The 25,151-nt window shown below is 39.2% G+C and carries 16 protein-coding genes; 5 read left to right on the plus strand and 11 right to left on the minus strand.

Translation table 11 applies throughout. The annotated features are described in order from the left end of the window. Positions 1-67: 67 nt before the first annotated feature. A complete protein-coding gene (locus tag I6N90_RS06715; RefSeq protein ID WP_197934673.1) occupies positions 68-3,433 on the minus strand; it encodes a HEAT repeat domain-containing protein in 3,366 nt (1,121 codons plus the stop codon). A gap of 206 nt (positions 3,434-3,639) precedes the next feature. On the opposite strand from I6N90_RS06715, the gene I6N90_RS06720 reads away from it, so the two are divergent. Further along, positions 3,640-4,077, plus strand: a complete 438-nt coding sequence (locus I6N90_RS06720; protein ID WP_197934674.1) for a hypothetical protein — start codon at positions 3,640-3,642, stop codon at positions 4,075-4,077. 118 nt (positions 4,078-4,195) lie between these two features. Here the strand turns inward: I6N90_RS06720 and I6N90_RS06725 are convergent, their stop codons facing one another. From I6N90_RS06725 to I6N90_RS06740, 4 genes are all read right to left on the minus strand, one after another. Next, the gene (locus tag I6N90_RS06725; protein ID WP_197934675.1) at positions 4,196-4,660 is read right to left on the minus strand and encodes a hypothetical protein; all 465 of its coding nucleotides are present in this window, start codon (positions 4,658-4,660) and stop codon (positions 4,196-4,198) included. Positions 4,661-4,827: 167 nt separating this feature from the next. Continuing rightward, a complete protein-coding gene (locus I6N90_RS06730) occupies positions 4,828-5,568 on the minus strand; it encodes a hypothetical protein (protein ID WP_197934676.1) in 741 nt (246 codons plus the stop codon). A 138-nt stretch (positions 5,569-5,706) separates the two neighbouring features. After that, positions 5,707-6,879: an ABC transporter permease gene (locus I6N90_RS06735; RefSeq protein ID WP_197934677.1), complete on the minus strand. Its 1,173-nt coding sequence runs from the start codon at positions 6,877-6,879 to the stop codon at positions 5,707-5,709. Continuing rightward, positions 6,863-7,495 carry an HlyD family efflux transporter periplasmic adaptor subunit gene (locus I6N90_RS06740; RefSeq protein WP_197934678.1) on the minus strand — a complete coding sequence of 211 codons (633 nt, stop codon included), beginning with the start codon at positions 7,493-7,495 and terminating at the stop codon, positions 6,863-6,865. The genes I6N90_RS06735 and I6N90_RS06740 overlap by 17 nt, the downstream gene beginning before the upstream one ends. 276 nt (positions 7,496-7,771) lie before the next feature. Between I6N90_RS06740 and I6N90_RS06745 the strand changes: the two genes are divergently transcribed. Beyond that, positions 7,772-8,338, plus strand: coding sequence for a TetR/AcrR family transcriptional regulator (locus I6N90_RS06745; protein ID WP_197934679.1), 567 nt, complete (start codon positions 7,772-7,774; stop codon positions 8,336-8,338). Positions 8,339-8,471: 133 nt separating this feature from the next. Here I6N90_RS06745 and I6N90_RS06750 read toward each other — a convergent pair whose 3' ends face one another. Beyond that, positions 8,472-9,041, minus strand: a complete 570-nt coding sequence (locus I6N90_RS06750; protein WP_197934680.1) for an SF0329 family protein — start codon at positions 9,039-9,041, stop codon at positions 8,472-8,474. A gap of 582 nt (positions 9,042-9,623) precedes the next feature. On the opposite strand from I6N90_RS06750, the gene I6N90_RS06755 reads away from it, so the two are divergent. Together I6N90_RS06755 and I6N90_RS06760 are read left to right on the plus strand one after the other, a co-directional pair. After that, positions 9,624-9,986: a hypothetical protein gene (locus I6N90_RS06755; protein ID WP_197934681.1), complete on the plus strand. Its 363-nt coding sequence runs from the start codon at positions 9,624-9,626 to the stop codon at positions 9,984-9,986. 65 nt (positions 9,987-10,051) lie between these two features. Beyond that, the gene (locus I6N90_RS06760) at positions 10,052-10,486 is read left to right on the plus strand and encodes a hypothetical protein (protein ID WP_197934682.1); all 435 of its coding nucleotides are present in this window, start codon (positions 10,052-10,054) and stop codon (positions 10,484-10,486) included. A gap of 111 nt (positions 10,487-10,597) precedes the next feature. Here I6N90_RS06760 and I6N90_RS06765 read toward each other — a convergent pair whose 3' ends face one another. Beyond that, positions 10,598-11,248: a Vat family streptogramin A O-acetyltransferase gene (locus tag I6N90_RS06765; RefSeq protein WP_197934683.1), complete on the minus strand. Its 651-nt coding sequence runs from the start codon at positions 11,246-11,248 to the stop codon at positions 10,598-10,600. A 30-nt stretch (positions 11,249-11,278) separates the two neighbouring features. Beyond that, positions 11,279-11,866: a TetR/AcrR family transcriptional regulator gene (locus I6N90_RS06770; protein ID WP_197934684.1), complete on the minus strand. Its 588-nt coding sequence runs from the start codon at positions 11,864-11,866 to the stop codon at positions 11,279-11,281. Positions 11,867-11,998: 132 nt separating this feature from the next. Between I6N90_RS06770 and I6N90_RS06775 the strand changes: the two genes are divergently transcribed. After that, the gene (locus I6N90_RS06775) at positions 11,999-12,871 is read left to right on the plus strand and encodes an alpha/beta fold hydrolase (protein WP_197934685.1); all 873 of its coding nucleotides are present in this window, start codon (positions 11,999-12,001) and stop codon (positions 12,869-12,871) included. A gap of 133 nt (positions 12,872-13,004) precedes the next feature. Here I6N90_RS06775 and I6N90_RS06780 read toward each other — a convergent pair whose 3' ends face one another. From I6N90_RS06780 to I6N90_RS06790, 3 genes are all read right to left on the minus strand, one after another. After that, positions 13,005-16,988 (minus strand): S-layer homology domain-containing protein, encoded by a 3,984-nt coding sequence (locus tag I6N90_RS06780; protein WP_197934686.1) that lies wholly within the window; start codon positions 16,986-16,988, stop codon positions 13,005-13,007. Positions 16,989-17,158: 170 nt separating this feature from the next. After that, complete coding sequence (locus I6N90_RS06785; protein WP_197934687.1) at positions 17,159-21,643, minus strand: BREX system ATP-binding domain-containing protein; 4,485 nt, start codon at positions 21,641-21,643, stop codon at positions 17,159-17,161. A gap of 78 nt (positions 21,644-21,721) precedes the next feature. Then, the gene (locus I6N90_RS06790; protein WP_197934688.1) at positions 21,722-24,955 is read right to left on the minus strand and encodes an S-layer homology domain-containing protein; all 3,234 of its coding nucleotides are present in this window, start codon (positions 24,953-24,955) and stop codon (positions 21,722-21,724) included. Positions 24,956-25,151: the final 196 nt, after the last annotated feature.

Genomic DNA, 25,151 nt, shown 5'->3' on the forward strand with positions numbered 1-25,151 from the left:
GACCAGCTTTAAGATGCCCATGACCATCGCATCATGAAGAACAACGGCCCCATCAATATAAAAACAATTACTCCCGCGCAGTCCAAATATCCAAAGCACATGAACTTATCCCCATGTTTGTGTGATTTCTATATAATTTTAATAGGCGAGTGCACTCTGGGCTCCACAACAATTGATTACCGGCAAATTCAAGAATTGAAAGCGCCATAAATTGAGATCCGCTACATCCATCCGTCCATATTACATCTATAATTTCTAATAATGTTTCTAGATTCAGATCACTTTTACTATCCCATATATCCTTTGCAACCATCTTATATGCATCCCCTAAAAGATGTGGCTGATTAGATATGCAATTTGCAATTCTATTTAAATAAACAACGGTTTCCGGTGCGTTATTCCAATCAATAACTGCTATTTTCATATCCATAACAACATGCTTTAATGTTTCATTTGATTCCAAGCACTCAATAATGCCCATAAATAAAGGTGCGAGGTTTAAACGAGTGTTCTTCGGCAAATATGTCAATCTTCCAACAAATCTCAAGAGACGTTGTCGATGAGGCATATCTCTTTTTGCATTTGCATTCCAGTCATCACGAATTGGGACACTAGCGAGCTGTTTAAAAACAGCTATTACAGATTCATTTACCTCACCATCACGACATGTATCTAACAACGTATTCATTGCACCGTTCCATCTAACGCTATCGTCGAAATCCAACATAGCCTTTGCAGTAGTAATCGCGATTGTTTGTTCGTTTCCGTTTGCCCAATTTCTCATCATGTTGAGAGCATATACTCCAACAGACTGATCTGCATGACTTGCAAGTTTAATAATGATTTCTAAATATCGCGTTCGATAGTGAACTGGAAGCTCACTTGGATGTTGAGATAATAAGCTTGTGGCAATATCACTTTGTGGTGAAGAAGCTATTTCATTTACTATTTTCCAACTACGTTCATCATCTAACAATTGCCTCGCTGCATGCCCTATTGCAATGACTACATCCTTATGTACATTTGTTTTTTCGAACTCATTTATTAATAATGGTATGCTCTCACTACTTCTATAAGCCCCTAGTAACCTGATGGCCTCTTTCCTGACTGTAATTTTTAGTTTATCTTGATTTAATAGTTGTTTAAGCATTGCCGTTAACATAACCGGATTAACTCTACGTATGCACCTAGGTATCGAGTACATTGCCACACGTGCCCTATCTCCATCCAAATTGTCTAATAAAATTGGAATTGCCTTTTCTGGTTGTTCCAATAACGAAAGTGCATGAAGCGCAGCCTCTACTATAGATACTTCCTTATCTTTCAAAAGTTCTACTATTTTATCTGGGTGAATATCAGGCATATTAGCCATCGTTTTTATAACTTGTGAACGTTCAAAATGATCACGTTTAGCATCAGAAGCTATTTTTTCTAATACGGAACCAAAAGACTTTTGCTGACGAGGCAACCATTTATTAAACCCATTCATAGCTGGCACAACAAATATCGTTTTACCCGTTAAAAACTTGCCTTTAATAACAGCACCCGAAATAAATGGATCTAGCCATTCTTGACGTTTTAGATGCAGATGCATGAACACTTCATTTATTGCGATAAACGATTGGTCCGAAGTCAATAATTGTTTAACTCTTTCATCACGTGTTTTAGTAGGTGTAAGCCAATGTCTTGTCGCTCGTGCTGCCACATGTTCAGAGCTCGCCGTCATCGCATCCTTTATTAAATGTTGAAGTTTGATTAGGTTATACCCTCTTTTACCGAAAGCGTTCGCCATAGTTATTACAAAATCGTAGTTTTCTCTTTTGTTTGCTTCTACAGCTAGTGGATAAAGCTCGTTAAATAAAATTTCAACTGTTTCTTGAGAAAAATTTTCTTCTAATGATGGTAGCATTAAATGACCGCTCTGCTTAGCTAGTTTCACAATCGTTTGTAATGAGAACTTAAAAATACCACTTTGAGGATTTAAGGAATGATGTCGCATAATACCTAAGGCCAAATTTTGAGTTTCAAGCCTTGTACTGTTTGAAGTATCTCTAGCTTCAATCACACTATCGACAAGTAAAGTAAGTTCTTTTATATGCTCATCCGTATAAATAGACATTGGACTAACGGATAGCTCTCTTAACACTGCACACCGCACAGGGTCTTGGTCATTTTTGATGCGACCTACATACACCAACGTCTCAGCGATACCTTGTCTTGATAGAGCAGTACTCTTTATCAACTCTGTAAGTGCTACTGCACGTTCGTCTGCATCAGATACTAGTGTTGCTTTTACAAGTATTTCTCTTGAATGATGAATAGAACGACAAGCAGTAATACTAATCAGCGTTCCCCGATCTTCATAAATTTCACGAAGCTCCATCATTCTAGCTGCTTCTTTGTCACGTAGTGTATGCGGTAATTCATTTAGTAACTGTTCTGGTAAAACGCGTTCTTGACGTTTATCTTCTTCATAGGCTGAATCAAAAAGCACTTTTCGATCTGAAGGAGCCATACAATGAAGTAGTTTCGCTAGATGTATAGGACTATCTGCGAGTCGTTTAGCTATTTCCATCCATTGATCTATTGAAAAACAATTTCTTCTCTTTAAAATGCCCTCAGGTACTCCATTAGAAATCAGGTCGCCTCGCAGCTCATTTCGAGTTAGCAGCTTATATACAGCATCCGCATTTTTTTGAACTAAAGTACCCAGTTGCTTTCTAAGTGCAGGATGTATTTGACCTAATGGACTATGATTCTTGCTACATTCTAAAACCAAATCCGTCTTAACATTGCAAAATAGTTCGATAGCTGATGAAAACTCCCACCAAACTTTATCTTTATTCCTAAGAGGTGTGTTTTCTAACGTTGTTTTAAAATAATCCGCAACCACGTCAATATGTCGGATAGCTAATTTTTGCCAATTTTTTATGACGTAGCCAATTTCTAAAATCCATTTACTCACAGTGTCTTTAGAACATGCTTGTAGTAATATGGCTGCTTCCTGTGCTCCCCACGTAGCATACACAATAGGCAATAAACGTTCCGCTATAGGTTGACGATTTATAAATACAATCGTACGCAATAATTTGCGACGACAATCAAGTGATAAATGCACTATTTCACGTTCAATATCACTATCTGAGGCTACTTTAGCTAAAAGACCTACTGCATGATTTCTAACAGAGGCCATCGAGTGCTTTAAGGCTAACAAAATAACAGGTGCATCGTTTGTTACACCAGCACCTGTTAATGCAAGATGTGCCTCGTAAGCGCCATCCTCTAGCAACGATAAAAGCAATTTTGAATATTGAGCTGACCCATTGTTATCTCGACCTAGTGTTGCAATCTTTTTCATTCTGTCCGAATATCCGAGTGAATCTAATTCTTTAAGTAAATTATTTTTATCCATTAGATCTTTTTTGAAATTCATACGTCTCCTACTTTCACTTGTTGTTATCACATTCAACATTATTCTCCATTTAGCAATGCTTTCCCTTTAATATAATTCCATAATTACACATTAAATTTAGAAGAGATTAATCAAATATTGAAATTCCGCAACGTAAAAGGTTTTCTAACAGTTCATAAAGAAGTTAGTATGGGAATTATCCCGAATGGGAAAATTGGGGGAACTTTATGATTGAACAATTTTCAAATAGTCCCGAGCTTCAAGGCATTCTAAAAGCGATTCAAAGGGACCCTTATCGATTCACTGATGAACAAATAATTAATCATGTAGATAAATTCTTACCAAGCTATAACTGTGAAGGCGCTGCGCTCGGTTATTTTTCTATTATTTCGCACCTTTGTTATTACAGAAACGATTTAGAAAAACCATTGTTGAAAATAGCTATTAAACCTTTATATTATTTAGGAATATCAGATGCAGAGAATCAAATTAAATGGGTTCAGTCCTATGTAAATACGAGATCGATTTTCAGAAAAAATGATCTGTACTACACTTCTTGGCAAGGGAAACGATGGATAATGAATGCACTTAAAGATAAAAGTGAATTAGTATCCAAGATTATTAGAGAGATAGAGTGCGAAGATGATGACGAGGAGTTGCTCTGAATATCTATGGTCATTTGAAAAAGAAAACCTCAGAGAAAAGTTTCTGAGGTTTTGTTCCTTACAAAACATATTTATATCATCTAAAGCTGAATGAGCATGTCCTCTAACAAACCTACTCTCATCTTTCAATCCGAATTGCTATACCTCTTACATTTTCGTTTTTATGCTGACTATATTGAACCATCATGTCTTGCACGAAATCGCCATCTCTAGCATTTAGTGCAAGGGATAACAAACCGTTTACTTTAACTTCAGGTTTATCGGAATTAATAAGATTTATTATAAGTTGATTTTTTCTTATGTTATCACTGTAGCGTTTTGTACTTTCATGTACGATTTTATCTAATACTTTTTTGAGAGTGTCAATTTCTTGCCTTAATTGTTGCGCAGCATCATTAGAAGCATACCTAGGCTTTTCAAATACTCTAATTAATGCTTCTTTTGTTAAAACCTCTTTATTAGTCTGCTTTGAAATGTATCTTGGATTCCTATACATTGTGTAGTTCTTTTTAAAGTTATCCCTTGCCTCTGTTAGTGAATAATTTGCATGGGGACCACAACAAGGACAAAGATATCGGTTCATTCAACACTTCTCCCTTTAACTCATCTAATCAAACATCTTCAATATTAGACACCCTCGAATACCCTCGAAAGTATCAATCAAGAAACTAAAACATTTAAACTACTTATAAACTACCTTAATCACAGGTTTGGCGTATATTTTCGTACTATGAGGCTAGATCGAATTTATTATCTCACTGCGGTCATATACTTATTGTATATGGATGAATTAATTTCGTACAATTCGAACAATAGCCCTTTAACGATTTCATCCTGGTTAAAAACATACTTAGCTTTTAGCTCATTACACCTTTTTCTCGCATAATCTGCTACGTGGTTTAAAGCCGATGGCAAAGGGCATTCCAGTTCCATAGTTCTAATCTCATTTATTGTATTTTGCAAATGCTCTCTTATTTCAGATACTTCTTCGTCAACGATTTCAGTACTTTTCTTATCGTCATAGTGCTGAATCAACCGCTGTTGAATATATTCATCCGATGAATCCCTAGTAATACGTTCACCATCTAGAACAAAGTACGTTTCGTCCTCAATCGTTATACGCAAATGCTGGTAGAATACAAATAGTTCTTTGTATTTTGTCTTCGTAATCTGCTCGTAATTGCCCCAATACAAAGAGGTAGATGTCGGCAATGGCGAATGACGAAGAAGATAGGCAATGCATTGCCCGATTCTATAATCATCTGCGCATAACTTTCCTATCGACAACCACTCGGCATAGTTATTATCTTTACGGGCAATGATTACAATCTTACCACCGTGCGATAAGTAGGTGTCGATGCGAAAATGAGCAGGATCGATATCGTATTTTGCTTTATGTTGCTCCATATCAGCAATTAAATTTCCCATCCCTTTGGCTTCTCTTAAGCACATTCGAACTCGATTAATAATAGAGATGAAGTTTCTTTTCATAAAGCCCCCACCAATAATCTATTTATTAATTCTATAATAAAAAAACCTTCCACTTTTGGGAAGGATTTTAGCATGGATACATCATTTTTTCCTTTGAATTCACTTCTTTTATCTACCTTTAGCTCATTCCACATTTTATTAACTGCTACTCTGCAGAACGTTCGGATTAACTAGCGGTTCCCGGATCGTATAAGCTTTCCCAGTTTCTCGTAGAACCAATAATCCAATAAATAAGGATACAACGCCAATAATAATAAGCAGTGCACCGAGCTCCTGACTGTAGGCTGTTAAAGCTCCATCCCGAAAAGCCATCCCACGTATAAGGCGGTTAAGCCAGTTCATAGGCAATACCCATGCGGAAATTTGAAAGAACTCTGGAAAAGCAAGTGGAGTGAGTTGAATTCCAGTAGCAAGGAACGACGGATACAATACAAAATTGGTTCGTAAATTGACTTTGGACTGATCTTTGGCAGAATAGCCAATCAACAGACCCATGAGTGACAAAGCAAATGCATATACAAGCAGTGGAATGATAAAAAGATAAAGCTCTGCTTCAAAGCGCATTCCTCCGAACTGCTTCAATAAACCATAACATAGTAGTAGCGAAAGGGATGTCAGAACAGCGTATGGTACACTACGAATCCAAAGCTGCAAAGGCGACTTACCGTTGGCAAAAAGCTTCCCTTCCTGACGCAAGCGAGGTACAATCGATCCCGCTGCACTTGTTGTAATCATTAAAACCACAATATTTACAAACCCAAGTACCATAAACCCTACATAACTTGTGGTCGGATTAAATAACATACGTTGCTGAAGGGACAAAGGAGCAACAAGCCCTTTAGCTGTTTCCGCATCCACTCCTTTTTGGATAAGACGGGACATAGAAAGGGTCATATTTTCCGTTTGGATGATTTCCTGGATCGCAGTGCGGATGCCGGTTAATCCTGAGGGCATCGTGTTGTCCATTAAGATGCCGATATTCGTAAATATCCCCTGTTGCTGATTCAACTCCAACTGTTTGGGAAACACGATAATCGCTACAGCCCGCTCATTTGCCAGTATTATTTCTGGATTGAGACGACTGGCGTACACATTTGTGACGTTCATTTGTGGGGAAGCATTTATTTTTGAAATCAACTGCCGTGAATACGAGCTGTGATCCTCATCAATGACAACAACAGGCGACTCGCTAATTTGGTTCTGCGAAAACATTAAGCCAAAAAATATGGCTGCAACAAGTGGACCGATAAAGATCAGACGAAGATACTTACTGCCCGAAACGTACTTCCACTCATCAATCAGCGAGTTCATCAAGTTTCACCTCCGCCGTCATACCCGGAAGCAAATCAGCATTCGAATCGATAGCTATTCGGACAACAAACATACTTAAATCTGCTTGCCCTCTTTCACGTGTCATGCGTAAGTTTGCAAATTGAGGGGCCGCTGAGATTGAAGCAACGACACCAGTCACTTGAGTTGGATGATCCACATTTGGAAAATTGACATCAATAATTTGATTAACCTCAAGCTTTTGGATTTCACTCACCGATATGTAGAGGTCTGTAAAATAGTTGTTTTTTTGTAAAATTGCCATTGATGCACCTTGCTGTACTTGATCCCCCGGCTTTTTTACAATTCTATTGATCAATCCGTCATGCGGTGCTAGTACATCCATTTCACCTTCTTCATCTGATTTTACCTTGAACAACACATCTCCCTGTTTTATAGAATCGCCTACAGCCGCACCGACTTCTACAATCGATCCTGAACTTTTTTGATATATAATTGTCATTTGCTCCGTTTCAAGCATACCTTGTTTCCTGCTCTCAGCCTGAGTAACGGCATCCTTTCCTTTAATAGCAAGAAGTGAACCCCCAACGATCAGCACAATCGCCATCCCAATATATAATCCTACTTTGATCTTCATTTTTCAATCTCTCCCTATTCCCATTCTATTATGCTAACTTACCGACTATATTTGGTTTTCTGTCGATCGTGACTAACTCATATTCTGACACCTCCAGTTGAACTCGTTTTAAAATATGATGATCATAATATATTATAGTCATCATATTTTAAAACCGTCAATAACCCTATTTAGCTTTTTTTGAGCTAACCGGTACTAGATCGTTAAATTGACATGCTTTATTATGACGAATATAATATTTTGAAGGTAGAATGACGAAGCTGTGGAGTGATTACGATGCCGTATCCTATAGGACATAAAATAAAAGTACGGAATAAAATCATTGAAAGTGCTGCCCAAGCTTTTCGTACCAAAGGCATCCATGATGTGAGTGTTCCATTCATAATGAAGGGGGCTGGATTAACTCATGGGGGGTTTTATGCACACTTTGACAACAAAGAACAGTTGGTAGCGGAAGCTTGTAGACACGCCATCAGTGATACTATCGCACTACTGCAGGAAGTCGCTGATCAGGAGACGCAGAACCCCAAAATTAATACTGTCATTGATTATTATTTAAGCCCGCATCACCGTGACAAAACGGAGATGGGCTGTATTATCCCTACCCTTTCTGGCGAAATATCCCGTTCTTCAGAAGATGCACGTCAAGTATTCGCTCACGAACTAGAGCGGATGATTTCTTTTATTTCTAATCTAGCGGAAATTGATGTGTCCAAAGGAAGTGCACTATTCAGTACGATGGTTGGCTCTCTTGTTCTTGCACGCTCAGTTAATGATCCTGAACTGAGCGGCAACCTTCTTTACGCAGGTAAACAGTATGCCAAAGAGTTGCTCAAAACCTAATCTATAGGATAGATTCTATGATCCTTTATTCAATCTGAAGCTATGCTAGTTGGTCCAACATATGGACACGAAATACAACCCCAGTACCATCTAGGCTCTGGGGTTCATTTTACATTTACAGATACTCTATTTTTCATACTGTATTACGCCGTAGTTCATAAAAATACTGCACAGCTGGATGTTTAGACTTCATCTTCTCTTTCATATTTAAAATACGCTTTTTCCCTACTCGTCTATCCACCAAAGCTAAAATATTCAATAAGATATCGTTGCTCTCTATGCTCTCCTCAATAGAAGTGGACAAATACTTATTCACTACAACGATGAAATTTGATTTACTTAATGAAGACTGTGCCACAAAAAGCTCTTTTGCATTTTCTGAACTTTTTCTACTTCGTGCCATTACTATTAGACGATCCTCCGGAACTTTCCCATTTGTATCTGTTCTAATCGTTTCTATTTCATCATCACTGATCGGAACTTGGATTTCTGGATCATTTTTAATTTCGAGTTCCGTCTGATACCATCTAATTAAAGTAGTTAAATCACTCATATTGAGTATATTCTTTTTGTCTACCACAATATAACATTGCCCTGCTTTATCAGGTAAATAGCGATAGCTAGTTGCACGGTATTCGACTCTTCCACTTAACGCAGGACATATAAAACTTTCTAGTTGTTGCTTCATTTTGCTCCAGGACATGTAGTCCTCCTATGCTCAATATTATTAAATACCCTCTAGGGTAGTCATTTAATTAACCATCATACAACATTCCGTTCATTATTCATACTAAAATACAAGTAACCAATAAAGATATTCTATAATGCATGATTGCATTATGTTGTACGCCTGAAACCCCTGTAATTCTTTCGTATATCTTTACAACAGGTTCTTCGTTACTCCATATTTTGATTTTGTATATCAGAGAGAGTTTTAATTTCTAAAGGTTTAATAGGCCGGAGTCTGCAATACGTACAAGATGTATCTGCGCACGGTGCAGATATCCATTCATTACAAAAGGGACAGAACTCGTTGTCAAACTTATCGTAATAAATAATTACACCTCCACATTCCTCGCATTTCATCTTTGGAACAACCGCCCCACCGACTTTGAAATAATCATCAATTATTACTTGTCGTTCTTTATCATCAATTCTGATTTTCACAAAATCACCTTTTTGTAATAATTATGCGTTGAACTTCATTTCAATAATATCATAATATGATATTCAAATATCCATTCCTTATCTAAAGTAAACATTTAAGAGAGGTGCGCAAATCCTAATGGAAGAAACAGAGTTAATTAAAGGTCTACATACGGTTGCTAGAAAATATTGCTTAACAAAAGGTATGTATTGGAGTAGGAAGTATTCTAAGTTAATGAAACAAGGAATGGAACGAGAGGAAGATGGATTTGATTACAGCCTTGATGCAAAAAAACTGTACCCAAGGTATGTTGTTTTAAACGCCATATTACCTGAGTTGGAGAGATATGTTCCTGACGATTTTAGTTCTTTCTTAGTTGCAAAATCAAAATTGTATACAGTTATAAATGTAGCAATAAGTTTCCTTACAGAAGCCAATGTAGAAGATGATATTTCTAGAAATACAATGACAGAGGAAAGACGAAACTTATTGCTTATTTAGAAAATGTATCTGAAGTAAGATTATTAAGCACTCCTCCACTATTTTATAGACGTAGACTGTCAGATGTGGAAAGTGAATTACTTTGGACTCAACTAGATATTAAATGGGCAATACAAAAGAGATCTCATTGGATACCACTTGATGCTAGTAAACATAAATTTGCACTCCCTTTTATGGACGACTACTTTGAATCAGAATTTGGTTTTGAACGATTAAGGGCGATTTTAAAAAAACATGGCGTTAATGAGGTCTACGAACTAAGAGAATTAACTTCATCACCTGAATATGAATTAGAAGTTTCTGCATTCTACCCCACATACGATTTCGATGGTGAAGGGTTTTGGTGTAGCAAGGAAATGGATTGGGTAATCTATGTTTCCCATGAAAATTCAATAACAATAGGCGGAGAATGGCTTATTAATATGGTTAAAGAAGTCTGGCCAAACTGGGAGAGTCGATTATGGCTCGACTGGAAGGAAAGGTTAGCTCGAGGAATCTAGTTTTATAACAAAAATCCCCCTCTATAGTAGAGGGGACGACACCAAAGCATATGTATTAACAGTCGCAGCCCCCTGTATCATTAATTCTTAGAGACCACCTACAAAATATTTTTACTCCACATTCAATAATCTCTTAAGCGAGTCAATATCATTAACCGATACTAATTGCTCAAGATTATCAAATATCTTCTTCTTACCCCAGTTCCACCACTCAAGCTCAAGCAATAAATCAATCATCTCATCACTAAATCGTTTCTTAATAATAGTTGCAGGATTGCCACCAACAATCGTATAGGGCTCTACATTTTTTACAACAGTTGAGTTCGAAGCAACAATTGCCCCATCACCAATCTTCACTCCCGGCATAATCGTGACATGTTGTCCGAGCCATACATCATTACCAATTAGAGTATCGCCTTTAAAAGGCAACTGTTCTTTCGTTGGTGTTACCTTTTCCCAACCACCACCAAAAATATTAAATGGATATGTTGTAAATCCTTCCATTCGATGATTAGCGCCATTCATAATAAAAGTAACCCCTTCTGCTATAGCACAGAACTTACCTATAATCAGCTTATCACCTAAGAAATCATAATGATGCTGAATGTTGTCATAAAAGTTCTCTGGTGATTTTGTATTGTCACTGTAATAGGTATAATCACCAATCTCAACATTAGTCCTGCTTGGTAGGTTTTTAATGTAACAAATTGTTCTAATATGTTCATTTGGATATAGCTTGTTTTTATCTGGAGCTATCGACATAGATATACATCCTCTCTAATGCTCTATTAATTAAAATCCCCTAACCATCCGCTCCAAAACATCCTTAGCATGCTTACGCGCTTCATTAGGCTCATCGGAAAAAGCAATTCCGATCGCAGCTTCCGTTATAGCGCCAAATATCATGTAAGCCAACATGTCTATTGGCTGTTTTTTAATATAGTTAGCGTCCATTAACTCCTTAATGAGCGCAGTCGCTAAACCCATCACACTACGTTTCTCTTTTTCTCTCCATCTAGTCCAGCCCAAAACAGCAGGAGCTTCTTGAATTACGACGCGGAGATAGACATCATTAAGACAGCCTTCCAAGTAAGATTCAATTGCTAGTACCGTTCGTTCCCACGGATCTTCCTCCGTATCAACAGCAGTCGATACAAGCCGTACCATATCCGCTATTAGCCCATCTACAACTCCTTCGAACAGCGACTTCTTATCCTTAAAATGATAATAAAGTGCTCCTTTCGTTAATTGTTCTTGTTTAACCAATTCATCCATTGAAGTTTTCGCATATCCTGCTTCAGCAAACATATGCTGAGCTCGTTTAAGTAAAGCTTTTTTGGTAGATTCGGCATCTTCGTGCCTACGTGATTTTGGATTCATATTCCTATTATATCGTTTCACTTACCAATATGAAATCCACTTCGGTTTTTAACATACCTTAAGTATGTTAAACATTCCTTTAGTATGTTAGACTGCATATGAGATTTAATAACTCAAAAGAGGTGCTGTCCTATGAAAGAAGCTATAACAGGTAACGGAGTGGTCAACTATCTAGATCAAGGTAGAGGGCAAACAATCGTGTTTTTACATGGTGCGCTGAGTAACGGGAATACTTGGAGGAAAGTGGTCCCCCTGTTGTCTAAACATTTTCGCTGTATTGTTCCGGATTTACCTTTAGGCGGGCACTCCACTCCCCTTTCACCTACAACCGATCTAACCCCGCCAGGCATAGCCACTTTAATCAATCAATTTTTAGAAGCTTTAGACCTTAACAATATTATCTTAGTAGGTAATGATACTGGCGGAGCATACTCGCAAATGTTCACGATGACATATCCTCAAAAAGTATCAAAGTTAGTTCTTTGTAACACTGACGCTTTAGAAATATTTCCACCAAAGCCATTTGCCCTCCTACAAACTGCCGTTTATATTCCGGGATTCACCACTCTAATGGCGCAATTTTTTAGATATAAGCCTCTATTAAAAACATCATTGGTGCTTGGCCTACTCTCCCATACTCTTTCAAAAGAAGACCTATACGAATTATATATACGTAACTTTATTCATAACAAAGGTGTTCGCAATGACTTCAGTAAAGTCGTCAAAGGTTGGTCACCATACGTCACTCTTCAAGCAGCCGAAAAACTTGCTTCTTTTACTAAACCCGTTTTAATCATTTGGGGCGCTGATGATAAAAAACTGTTCCCGATTGAACTAGGAAGACGGATATGTGCCATCTTCCCTAATGCACGATTAGAGCTAGTGGAAAACTCACTTACGTATGTACAAGAGGATCAGCCTGAACAGTTTGCCCAAAGACTAGTTCATTTTATAGAGGACACAACGATTGACGTGCAACCATCAAAGGTTGATACCTTAGCCTAGAGAAACCTTATACTCACATAACTACAGCTACTCCAAACTTCAAACTCTACAAAAAAAGAGCTATCCCTCTACCAGTTCCTTCAACCGATAGAGGGATAACTCCACATTCTACTATTCTATTTTATGCTTCTATTTACTTGTTCTGTTGCTCCAACATTTTTACGAAAACAGATACTGCCTCTGCTCTTGTTGTGTTGCCATAAGGAATGAACTTATTTGAACCTTTACCCTCAACGTATCCATTCTCTTTAACAGCAACAATTGCACCTTTCGCCCAAGCTGGAATTTCCTTGTCATCTGCGAAGTTGGTTATGACATTTGCATCTAAGGACAAACCCAATGCTTCCGCAACCATCTTCGCCATCTCAGCACGGGTAATAGCTGCATCCGGACGGAAAGTGCCGTCAGCATAACCGTTAATATATCCTGCTTGCACAGCCCATGTTATAGCACTCTTTGCCCAAGAACCGATCTTTGCTTCATCAGTGAACTGAAGTGTTAGGCCCTCACCCGCTTCACTCGTTACTCCACGTAGCTTCAACGTATTCATCAGCATCACAGTAAACTCAGCACGCGTTACAGCATGATTCGGTTTGAATGTTCCGTTCTCGTATCCTGAAACAATTCCTTTATCCACTGCGCTGTTAATTGCAGTCTCGGCCCAGTGTCCTGTAATATCGCTTAACCTATTCGATGGCTCAGGTTTAGGTTCTTCCTTCACGGGTACGTCAGGTGATTGGTCTACTGCGAATACAGCAAACTTCGTAAAATGGTCGACCGATACTGTAATTTGATTGCCGCTTATTTTACCGCCAGCCACTTCTATCCATACTTTCTTCACTTCGTCATAGTAGAAAATAACGGGCTTTTCATCGCTCTTCATTTTTGTTGCATCAAATACGATCGTAATGGTAACTGGCTTCTTGAAATTAGTCGAGAAATTTTTCAATATTTCATACACCGTGCTGACAAGAATATCATCATTCTCAAGAAGTTTTTGTGCATCAGTCACTTTAGTAATCGTCAGTAGTAGCTCTTGTTCCGTAGCATTAGATGGTACAGTGACGATAATATCCTTGTCTAAACTAACCTCACCAGCTTTATCCGATGGAAGATTCAACTTACCATTTGTAGATTTAACTGTTGTGTCGACAGGAGTTGTAACGTCTTCACCACCTCCACTAGCCGGTGCCTCGGCCACAGTTACGACATAAGTAACTTTTGTCACTCTATCTTGCGCTGTTACTACTACCTTTTTACCTGTTGTTAATGTAGTTGCAACGGTTGTTCCATCCGCGTCATATACTTCAAACGTTGCATAAGCGGCTGGCGTGATCGCAGCCTTAAACTTAGTTAACGTTGTTGTGTATGAAATGTTTGTAATTGTTTCAGTTGTTGTTCCACCAACACTTACTATCCCAATTGTTGAAGTTAACGTTGCTGTTGTTCTTGCTATAAAATCTGCCTGACTAACCGTTAATTGTTGTGTTAACGATGCAGGTTGTAGCTCGGTTGCTACGATTCGAATAGAAATCGTATCTCCTACTTTTACGTCGATATTATCAACAGAAGTTCCCACAATTACAATGTAATCGCTACTGTTAACCCTATATTCCATCTCATCTGTAACACCTTTTAACGTTGTCGTTCCTTCAATTGTTCCTTTGGTTAAGCTTCCGCTGGTTGGTGCGGCTTGTTCCTTAATATCCGCCATTCGGACAGTTATTACTTGCGCATCTGATGCAGGCTGTTGCTCAGTTTCAGCAACTCGAACATATATCTTATCTCCTGCATTTACATCAATATCCTCTACTGAAGTACCAATAATTTCAATATAAGTACTGTTATTCAAACTATACTCCATTTCATCTGTGACATCATTTAACGTTGTCGTTCCTTCAATTGTTCCTTTGCTTAAACTTCCGCTTGTTAAAGTATCACCTTGCTTGATATCCGCTAGACTAACCATCAACTCTTGTGCAACAGATGCAGGTAATTGCAAGGTTGCTGCGAATCGGACGTAAATAGTATCTCCAATATTTACAGAGATGTTATCTGCTGTAGTGTCTGTTATTGCAATATAGCTACTGTCATTCACCTTAAATTCCATCTCATTTGTAACACCATTTAACGTTGTCGTTCCGCCATTCGTTCCTTGGGTCAAACTTCCACTGGTCGGTCCAGCTCCCTGCTTGATATCTGCCAAATCAACCGTCAACTCTTGCACTATTGAAGCAGGTTGTTGTGATGTTCCTGCAATTCGGATATAGATCTTATCTCCTACATGTACACTTATGCTATCAACGATAGTATTTCCTATCGCCATATAATTGCCGCTATTCACCTTATATTCCATCGCATTCGTCACATTACTTATTTGCGTTGTTCCACTATTACTTCCTGGGGTGAGCATACCTGATGGTGCTCCTGCCTGCTTGATTTCACCAAAGTCGACTGTCAGCTCTTGCACATTCGATGCTGGCAATTGCTCGGTTGCCGCAATTCGAACATAGATCATATCTCCGACATTTACAGCTATGTTATCAACTGTAGTGTCTGCGATAGCGAAAAATTGACCACCATTCACCTTATATTGCATCACAGCAGTAACTCCGATTATCTTTGTAGATCCCATATTCGTCCCTTGAGTCAAACTTCCACTTGTCGGTGCTTCTGCTAACTTAATATGTGTTTCAGCAACCGTTAACTCTTGTCCACTCGAAGCAGGTTTCCCACCGATAGCCACGATTCTTATCGTTATCTTATGTCCGGCTTTTACACTAATGTTATCGACCACAGTATTTTCGATAGCAATATATTGACCACCGTTCACCGTGTACTCCATTACATTTGTAACACCGTTCAACTTCGTTGTTCCAACTGCTGTCCCTTTCTCCAACATTCCAGTTGTCGGGGCATCTGCTCGTATAACCGTGTAATTTTTAACCATAATTGGACTATTCATCTTATCTGTAAAGACCGCTATTGCTTTAATCGTTACATCATCATTAACGATCACAGGTGAACTCGAATTGAACAAGGCGCTGTCTGTTGTCGGATCGTCACCGTTTGTCGTGTAATAAACCGATGCTCCTACAGTTTTGCTGCTAAGAGTCACACTTGTCCCCATAACTACAGGTCCATCAGCGGGATCTGGGTCAGCTACAGGCATTTGGGCCATTACAAAGACTTGTAATTGAGGATATTGGCCATCAAACATATACCATACATTAGTAAAGTCCCAATTTGTAAATGTAGCTTGCACTTTCATCTGATCTGTTGTTTTTGGCGTTCCCTTTCCGCTATTATCATTTTGCCCTGTTGTTGATTGATCATAGAAACTATCCACAGATGATCCTCTACCCACCAAACCACCAGTGTTTTGCCCGCTAGGCACACCTGTAATGAGACCAGTAGCGTAGCTATTAATAATAGAACTGAAATCCTGATAACCTACCAAACCACCTACATAAGATCCTGTGACATTAGTTGAAGAATAACTATTTGAAATGATACTATCTCTTTGATAACCTACTAAACCACCTATATAATTACTTCCTGAAACTTTACCAGTTACATAGCTACTTGAAATCGATGATTTATTTGCACTACCATTACCTCTAAAAGAACCAACTAACCCACCTACAAACATGCCCGCTTTTATATCAACATTTTCTAATCCAATATTTTTTATTAGAGCAGTTTCACTCGTTACTCCAAAGAAACCAGCATCATTTGCTGAACTATTTATTTTGAGTCCATTAATGATAAATCCAGCACCATCAAAACTACCTTTAAATGGATTACCAGCTGTACCAATTGGTCTCCAAAAAGCACCATTATTATATCCCCCGCCACCTACAGCAAAAAAAGTTGTTAAATCAATGTCATTACCAAGCTTATAATGTTTATTAACAGCATTACGAACGATATCCAATTGCTCAGCTGTAGAAACGATGAAGGGGTTTTCTACTGAACCATCCCCACTGTTAAAACCAACTGCCGCATTGACCTTCCCTTCTTCTGTTGCAAGCAGTCCCGTCATATTGCCGACTACCATCATCATAACTAGAAACACTACCATTACTTTTTTCCTTGCACGTTTACCCGTATTCATGTCCCAAATCTCCTCCATATGTCTAACTTCACATGGGACTAATTATGGGTATTAAGTATGAATAAAAACACTAACGAAAGTTAGTTTAACGCAAATAAAGTCGAAAAAGTCAACAACAGTGCGACTTTCCGCTCTAATTGTTGACTTATTGTCTAACTATCTAGTCTAGACTAATCTACTAGTCCCAGTTCCTTCGCACGTGCAATCGCCTGACTCCGTCTTTTCACTCCTAATTTCCCATAGAGATGGAACACATAACTTTTAACTGTTCCTTCAGTTAATCCAAAACGATAAGCAATTTCCTTATTGGATAATCCATCTGTTAGTGCAAAAAGAATCTCTGATTCACGATTCGTCAGAGGTTCGATCAGAGGCTCCAAAGTTTTAGTAGCAATGTCCGAAAGACTGTCTCTTGATTCTTTTGATACTCCGATTTGCAGACGTGAATCTTCGAGTGATTTCAAATAAACCATTCGAGCTATCATGAGCTCCAGTACTTCCAACCTCTCTTTTGTAAAAGCACCGGAGATCAGGTTGTTTTCCAAATAAAGGACAGATCGCGTTGGTACGCTTGGAAAAAGAACAGGCATACAAAGAACTGATTGTGTACCACTTCGCAGGACATAGGGATCAGCAGCATAAGTACTATGTGAAGCATCTGCAAGCACAAGCGATTCGCCTGTTTCAACGACATAACGAACGATAGCGATCGCGTACGAAATCTCTTCTACACGCTGTATGATTGAGCCTGTCTGGTCTGCAATCGTAAAACCAACTTCATCGCTGTTTAACATATATCCCTTTTCTGCACCTGAATATCGAAGGGCCGATTCAAGAAATAGCTTCATCACGTTCGAACTATCTTCTGTACTAGACCACTCTGTAATTTGCCTTAGAAGCATCTTATCATCAACGTACAAAGGCATTGACTCTTGCAAAGTCTTTAATTGGCTAACTTCCTTAGTGACTGCTACACTATTTTCTTGCAGTAGAACGCTAAAAATACTCGTTTCGGTGTTGGCCTCTCTCAATCTTCTTACTTTGGCAGAAGCACCCCACAATGAATATGCAGTACAAGCGTCCTCTATAAGAACATCCGCACCGGTAGTACTTCCAGATTCCCTATAAAAAATCGATGATCGTTCACAGGAAATAGCTTCTATTAAGTCATTTCCTTCACTACGAGCAGCTCGAATCGCATCATCGTAACCTTTAGCTGCTGTTACCCGTTCGCCAACAACTCGATGTAGCTCTGCTTTTATGAGCAAGAAAGCCGACGAGCCCCTTCCATAATAGCCAGACCAATGTTTCATGGTACGTAATTGTTTTTTAAGCTCTCCACGTATGTTGTGTCGTTCTTTCTGAGATTGCTCTTCATACATAGCAGCAAGCGTTAACGCATGATAGATGTGTTGTTTGCGACCTTGCATTCGAGTCTGCCGAAACGTGTTGAATTTACCTCTTTCAATCCATTCGAGCGCTTCGCGATATCGTCCGAACAAATAAGCAATTTCAATCTGGCACGTACACGTATAATAAACTTCGTTATTCAACGTCTCCTCGAATCGATCGTTCAGATACGGTATTACAACTTCATCACTTTCTCCAGCTCCACCTTCCAATTGCGCCACATACCACCTAGCGATGCGAAAAATGTTAAGTGTGACTTCATCTACAAGCTGCTGTGAAATTTCTTCATATTCCTTAATCCTTGCTGACAACGACTGCAAATCTCCAATATGTGTCGTCGTAGCTGTCAACATCGCGATACTAACATACGACAAATTAGCAGATTCCATCCCGTAATGTATAGATTTCTCATAATGTTTTACAACATCTTGCGGATTTTCTTGAAGCCTAGTCAGCCCTCTAAGATAGTGAAGTCTGCACAGTAAATCCGCACTTTCAAATGAGCTAGAAAGCTCAAATGCCTGATCTACATATTGAGGGCCTGTTTGATAGAAAGAAACTTTATAAACGATCATACCGTAGCTGGCAAATATAAACGTAAACGCTTCGTTGTTACCATGCCTCAGACCGTATCGAACAAATTTAGCAAATAATACAGCCGACAGTTCCAAACTTATTGTAAATACGGAAGTGGATATTGCCATAATTAAGTCCGATAACGCTTTATAATGAGGTTCACGATTGATTCGCAAATTCAAAATGTTATTACGCATGCTCAGTAATGCGCTCTGCGTCATTAACACTTCTTTTACAACAGTCGCTTTGGAAGGTTTCCGAGGCAAATGCCAACCGAATTCAGCCAGCGCTTTTGACCCGATTTGAACAGCGATCTCGTCATTCTTCAAATAGGTATTCATTGCAATGCGCTTCAAATAAATATGAGAACGCTCAACCAAGTCCGTTGTACAATTCATTAATCGCTCTAGCAACTCTTCTGCTTTTTCTATATGGCCGCACATATATTCACATTCTGGCAACTCCAACATGAGACGATAAGCTAGTGACTTAGATTGTTCTCCGTCATCTTCGGCAAGTCTTAATCCTATTTCAAAATAGTTCAAAGCAGCCGCAAATGCTGTTGTTGCCTTTGACTTCATCCCCGCCATAAAGTTATATTCGGCCAGTTCTCTTTTTTCTGCTTCATCTTTCATCTGACCGCTGCCCAAGTTCAAGTGATATACCATTTCAAAAATTGAATGCTCATTCTCATCGTCTTGATGTACCTTCAATACGCGACCAATGGTCAGATGTACAGTTTCTTTTTCCGTTTCGGGAATAGTCATATAAGCCGCTTGTTGTACACGGTCATGTAAAAAAGTAAAATAAACATCCTCTGTTTCTGCTTCTCCAGTGGCGCTTTCCCGACATAATAAGCCTTCATCCTCTACAAAACATAGAAGCTGAAATGTATATTGATAAGATTGACCGCTTACTAAAGCGATTGTTGAAGCAAGGAAACGATGCCCGATAGCAGCTCCTATTGCAAGCAGTTCAATGGCTTCAGACGAAAGCATACGAATGCGAGTGCCAATCAATTCGAGGACGTCTGGATCTTCTGGAATCCCTGAAACAACATCTACATCCCAAGCCCATTTACCATTTTCCTCATCAAAATAAAGTTTATTCTCACGATATAAGATATCTAGAAGACGATGTACATATAACGGATTCCCACCTGTTCGATGGTACAACAGTTCTGCTAGCGAACGGATACGAGCTGAATTTTCATTAAGAGTATGCGAAACAAATTGTCTCACTTCAAAGTAGGTCAATGGTTCAAGTACAATATGCTTGAGGGATAACGACGACCCAACCTGATTTACTTTAAAAGACTCCTCGATCCATGCGTTAGCAGCACGTTGGGACTCTTCATTGTCTATCCCAATCCAAGCTGATTTTTCTCGGAATGCACCAATAACTAATAAACCAGGCTTTGCTCTGTCATGTACAACTGCGCGAAGAACATCCATCGTTGCAGGATCTGCCCATTGAAGATCGTCTAGAAAGATAACAAGTGGATGCTCCTTATCGGCAAACAAGTTCATAAAAATCGGGAACAGTCGACGGAAACGAATAGCTGCTTCAGCAGGTGGAAGCAACTCCGCTGAAGGAAATTCACCAAAAAGTTTAGTCGCTTCCGGTAGAAGCTGTACGATAACAGCAGCGCCATGCCCTAATGCCTCCGTTAACCCCAACTTCAGTTTTTCAACTTTTTCTCGGGATTTACTCCATATTTGCTGAATCAAACTTCGTAATGCTTGCAAAAGCGGAGAAAATGGCGTTTCCTGATTCATCAGATCACACTTTCCTCTAATGAACAATCCACCTTCTCTTCTAACCAGTTCCTGAAACTCACGAACTAGAGCAGTCTTGCCACTACCTGCATTGCCGCTAACGAATACGAACTTAGATATCCCAGAACTAGACTGTTCGTAAGCTTCGCGAAGCGCCTTTTCTTCCGCTTCACGTCCGAAGATAGTCTGTGGGAGCTGAAAACGACTTGCCTCATCTGCACAAGCAATCTCGAATGGGATGATTGCTCCCTTTTCTTTTATTAATGAGATACACCTTTTTAAATCGTTTAACAAACCATAAGCACTCTGATAACGCTCTTCTGGTCCCTTTGACAACAACTTCATAATGATATCTTCAAGCGATCCTTCTGTCTCAGATCGCTGTTCACTTAATGCTATTGGCATTATGGCAAGATGGGCATGTCTCCACTCTTCCATATTCTGTGCTTGAAATGGCAAGCTTCCTGCAAGCATTTCATAAAATATGATGCCTAGTGCATACATGTCGCTCCGCTTATCAGGCATACGATTAATTCTTCCTGTTTGCTCGGGTGAGAGATACGCATAATCAGTAAGTTGATTGCCATGGAGAAACGTTACATTTTTCATCACATTGATATGAACACTTTTGGGATTCAAATTGCCAATTAACGAGTCATGTTTATGTGCCGTGTATACCCATTCAGTCAGTGCAACAGCTATATGTAAAAAGGAAGGGACATCCATCGAAGTCCCATTAAGCAGTTTCTTTAATGTGATACTTTCTGTAAGTAATCTGTCGTTGTCCGATCCATCTGCCAAACTGTATGCACCCGCTCTTCCAGAAAGATTAGTAGTATTTGTTATTCTATCATTATTTGGTAGTGAAATAATACCAACGACTAACCTCAAATAAAAAAGGGTTATCCTTCTATCAGTTATTTCTACCGATAGAGGGATAACCCCACGCTCTACTACTATGCATCTTATTTACTTACTTTGTTGCTCCAACATTTTCACAAAAATAGATACTGCTTCCGCTCTTGTCGTGTTGCCGTAAGGAACAAACTTGTTAGAACCTTTACCCTCAAGGTATCCACTCTTCTTAACCGCAGCAACTGCACCTTTTGCCCACGCTGGAATATCTTTATCATCCGCGAAATCGGTTGTAACATTGGCATCTAATGTCAGACCCAACGCATTCGCAACCATCTTCGCCATCTCAGCACGAGTAATGACTGCATCAGGGCGGAAAGTTCCATCCGCATAACCGTTAATGTATCCTGCTTGCACGGCTTGCGTCACGGCACTCTTTGCCCATGTGCCAATCTGTGATGCATCAGTGAAAGTTAACTCTTCTTCTGCTAGTACACCTGTACCAGCTCCTTTTAGTTGTAGCGTATTCATCAGCATCACTGTAAATTCAGCACGCGTTACAGCATGGTTCGGTTTAAACGTTCCGTTCGCATAACCAGTAACGATTCCCTTGTCCACGGCTTGCTTAATAGCAGTCTCAGCCCAGTGTCCAGTAATGTCGATTAAACGATTCGACGGCTTAGGTTTGGGTTCTTCCTTTTCAGGTACATCTGGTGATTGATCAATTGCAAAGACTGCAAACTTCGTAAAATGATCCACCGACACCGTAATTTTATTGCCGCTTACTTTGCCATCAGCCACTTCTACCCAGACTTTCTTCACTTCGTCATAGTAGAAAACAACGGCTTTTTCATCGCTCTTTAATTTGGAGGCATCAAATGTAATCGTAATCGTGACCGGCTTTTTGAAATTTTCTGGGAAGCTCTTCAGAAGTTCATACACTGTGCTGATGAGAACGTCTTTATCCGTAAGAAGCTTCTCTGAGTCTTTCACTTTATCGATAGTCAAAATTAGTTCTTTCTCTGTAGCATTAGCTGGTAAGGAAACCACGATCGTCTCTTCAAACTTAACTTCGCCTTCTTTACCTGCTGGAAGAGTCAGCTTCCCGTTCGACGATTTTACGATTGAAGGTGAGGCTTCTTCTTCATACGGAACATGCGGAGCCACATTTAACGTTACGGTATACGTAATCTTCGTATTTCCATCTTGCGAAGTTACGATGATCTTTTTGCCAGAAGCTAAAGTAGTCGCAACCGTTGTTCCATCTGCATCATACACTTCAAAAGTTGCATCCAATGCTGGCGTAATTGCCGCTTTAAATGCCGCTAAAGTCGTGTCATAAGGAATATTCGTAATGGTTTCGTTCGCTGTTCCGCCAGTACTTACCGTTCCTATTCTAGAAGTCAACGTTGCTATACTTCCTAAAGCTGTTTTCACCTTAATTGTCCAGTTCTGCGTACTGCCATCCGCCGCTTTAACGACATAAGTTACTGGATTAGTGAAATTGTTAGCGGTAGTGCCGCTTACTTGATCTACAGCATTGACTTTAGCTGAAGCATCCTCCGATAATGTGTACGTAGCAACTAGGCTTTTCAAATTGGTGCCATGCGTTACTTCAATCTCTACAGAATGGTCGGTCTTATTTATCGTTGATGCATTCGTTTCCTCAGCAAAGCTGAATGCTGTTATTTCTTTTTCATCACTTGGCACAACTTGTACACTATAAGTAACCTTCGTTAATCTATCTTGTGCGGTCACGATAACTTTTTTACCAGTCTTTAAAGTCGTCGCAACCGTAGTTCCATCCTCATCATATACTTCAAAGGTTGCATCTGCTGCAGGTGAAATTGCTGTCTTTAGCTCGCTTAATGTCGTTCCATATGGAATATTCGAAATCGTTTCATCCGATGTTCCTCCCGTACTTACAGTTCCAATTGTAGAAGTCATCGTAGCTACTGTACTTAATGCGAACCATTTTGCAAACAAAATTGTACTTGTCGTAATTGTAAATTGATCACCAACGTTATACGACAATCCATTTCCGTCCGCTTGTGTATTCCATCCTTCAAAAATATGACCAAGACGAGCAAAATCTATCGATGGTCCATATACATTAGCTGTAACTCCAGGCTTATGAGAATAACTAGCGGGAACGGTTCCGCTCGTATGTCCATTTCCATCAAAGGCCAAAAAAGCTTGAGTAGCTCGCAAATTGGGATATCCGTTATTATATAATGGATTCATCTCCCAAATGTTTGCAAAATCCCACGTTTGATTGTTTTCATTATAAGTAGTCTGATCTTGCATCTCTACCGTAGTTTTACCGACACCTCCAGCGGAAACAGATTGCGATGTCGTTTGTGTATCATAGAAGCTGTTTGTAACAACTCCGCTATTTGTAGCTCCAACTAATCCGCCCAATTTAACACTGAAATCCTTTTGGATCACTTTCCCAGCTGCATAGCTGTTGCTAACCGTTCCCGCATCGAGCGTACCAATTAAACCACCCACACTGTTATTTCCTTTAACTTCCCCTGCTGCATAACTGTTAGTTATGTTACCAACTCTATTAAATCCAACTAAACCACCTAGCTGATCAAATCCAATTACACTGCCTAATGCAAAACTACCATTAATCTGCCCACCAGTTTGGTTACCAACCAATCCACCTGCAAATCTACCACTTACACTTCCTGTTGCATAGCTGTTGCTAATCGTGCCAGAACTTTCACTAGCTAATCCTCCTACATAATTAGTTGCTATTACTTCTGCTGAGGAAAAACTATTGATAATCGTTCCATAATTGCGACCAACCAATCCGCCTGCATAATTGTCTACATGCACACTACCAGAAGAGGAGCTATTTTCAATTGTTCCGCCAAAGTTACTGCCAACTAAGCTTCCTGCAATTGAGCCACCACGAATTGTTACTGTGTAGAGATTTACATTTTTAATAGAAGCCCCATTTCCAATAGCTCCGAATAAACCCGTATGAAGATTTGTACCATTTATCATTAACCCTGTTATTTGATATCCGCCACCATCGAAATGTCCGTTGAACAATCCATTCATATTTCCAATTGGAGTCCAGCCAGTACCTGTAAAACTACTCAAATCGATATCATTTGATTGTTTGAAATAGAAGTTCTGATTCAAGTATGCATCTCTAATCTTATTTAGCTGCTGGGCAGTTTCGATCAAGTAAGGATCATTTTGCGTACCCGCTCCAGAGAAGTCAATAGGTGCTGCTAATGCATTATCACCTCCATAAATTCCTCCAGACAATACGCTGAACACCAACATCAACGATAAGAGTTTAATTATTATTCCTTTTCCTAACTTTCTCATTCCTATTTCCCCTCTCAATCACACTCATACTATAAGCCTACTGAAAGCGAATAAAAGAATAATGAAAGAAAAAACACAAAATATCAAAAAACCGCGCAGCATCAAGCTCTCGCGGTTTTTGTCGATCCCTGTAATTATTTTATATCATTAACTTTACAGAAACATTGGATCTTCTATATATTAAAACTCCGCTTAT

This window comes from Paenibacillus sp. GSMTC-2017 (assembly GCF_016019935.1).
Classification (GTDB): domain Bacteria; phylum Bacillota; class Bacilli; order Paenibacillales; family Paenibacillaceae; genus Pristimantibacillus.

What these genes read in the sequence shown, in the direction of transcription:
- I6N90_RS06715 (WP_197934673.1), bottom strand. Translation starts at nt 3,433, where the DNA reads ATGAATTTCAAAAAAGATCTAATGGATAAAAATAATTTACTTAAAGAA.
- I6N90_RS06720 (WP_197934674.1), top strand. Translation starts at nt 3,640, where the DNA reads ATGATTGAACAATTTTCAAATAGTCCCGAGCTTCAAGGCATTCTAAAA.
- I6N90_RS06725 (WP_197934675.1), bottom strand. Translation starts at nt 4,660, where the DNA reads ATGAACCGATATCTTTGTCCTTGTTGTGGTCCCCATGCAAATTATTCA.
- I6N90_RS06730 (WP_197934676.1), bottom strand. Translation starts at nt 5,568, where the DNA reads ATGAAAAGAAACTTCATCTCTATTATTAATCGAGTTCGAATGTGCTTA.
- I6N90_RS06735 (WP_197934677.1), bottom strand. Translation starts at nt 6,879, where the DNA reads ATGAACTCGCTGATTGATGAGTGGAAGTACGTTTCGGGCAGTAAGTAT.
- I6N90_RS06740 (WP_197934678.1), bottom strand. Translation starts at nt 7,495, where the DNA reads ATGAAGATCAAAGTAGGATTATATATTGGGATGGCGATTGTGCTGATC.
- I6N90_RS06745 (WP_197934679.1), top strand. Translation starts at nt 7,772, where the DNA reads ATGCCGTATCCTATAGGACATAAAATAAAAGTACGGAATAAAATCATT.
- I6N90_RS06750 (WP_197934680.1), bottom strand. Translation starts at nt 9,041, where the DNA reads ATGTCCTGGAGCAAAATGAAGCAACAACTAGAAAGTTTTATATGTCCT.
- I6N90_RS06755 (WP_197934681.1), top strand. Translation starts at nt 9,624, where the DNA reads ATGGAAGAAACAGAGTTAATTAAAGGTCTACATACGGTTGCTAGAAAA.
- I6N90_RS06765 (WP_197934683.1), bottom strand. Translation starts at nt 11,248, where the DNA reads ATGTCGATAGCTCCAGATAAAAACAAGCTATATCCAAATGAACATATT.
- I6N90_RS06770 (WP_197934684.1), bottom strand. Translation starts at nt 11,866, where the DNA reads ATGAATCCAAAATCACGTAGGCACGAAGATGCCGAATCTACCAAAAAA.
- I6N90_RS06775 (WP_197934685.1), top strand. Translation starts at nt 11,999, where the DNA reads ATGAAAGAAGCTATAACAGGTAACGGAGTGGTCAACTATCTAGATCAA.
- I6N90_RS06780 (WP_197934686.1), bottom strand. Translation starts at nt 16,988, where the DNA reads ATGAATACGGGTAAACGTGCAAGGAAAAAAGTAATGGTAGTGTTTCTA.
- I6N90_RS06790 (WP_197934688.1), bottom strand. Translation starts at nt 24,955, where the DNA reads ATGAGAAAGTTAGGAAAAGGAATAATAATTAAACTCTTATCGTTGATG.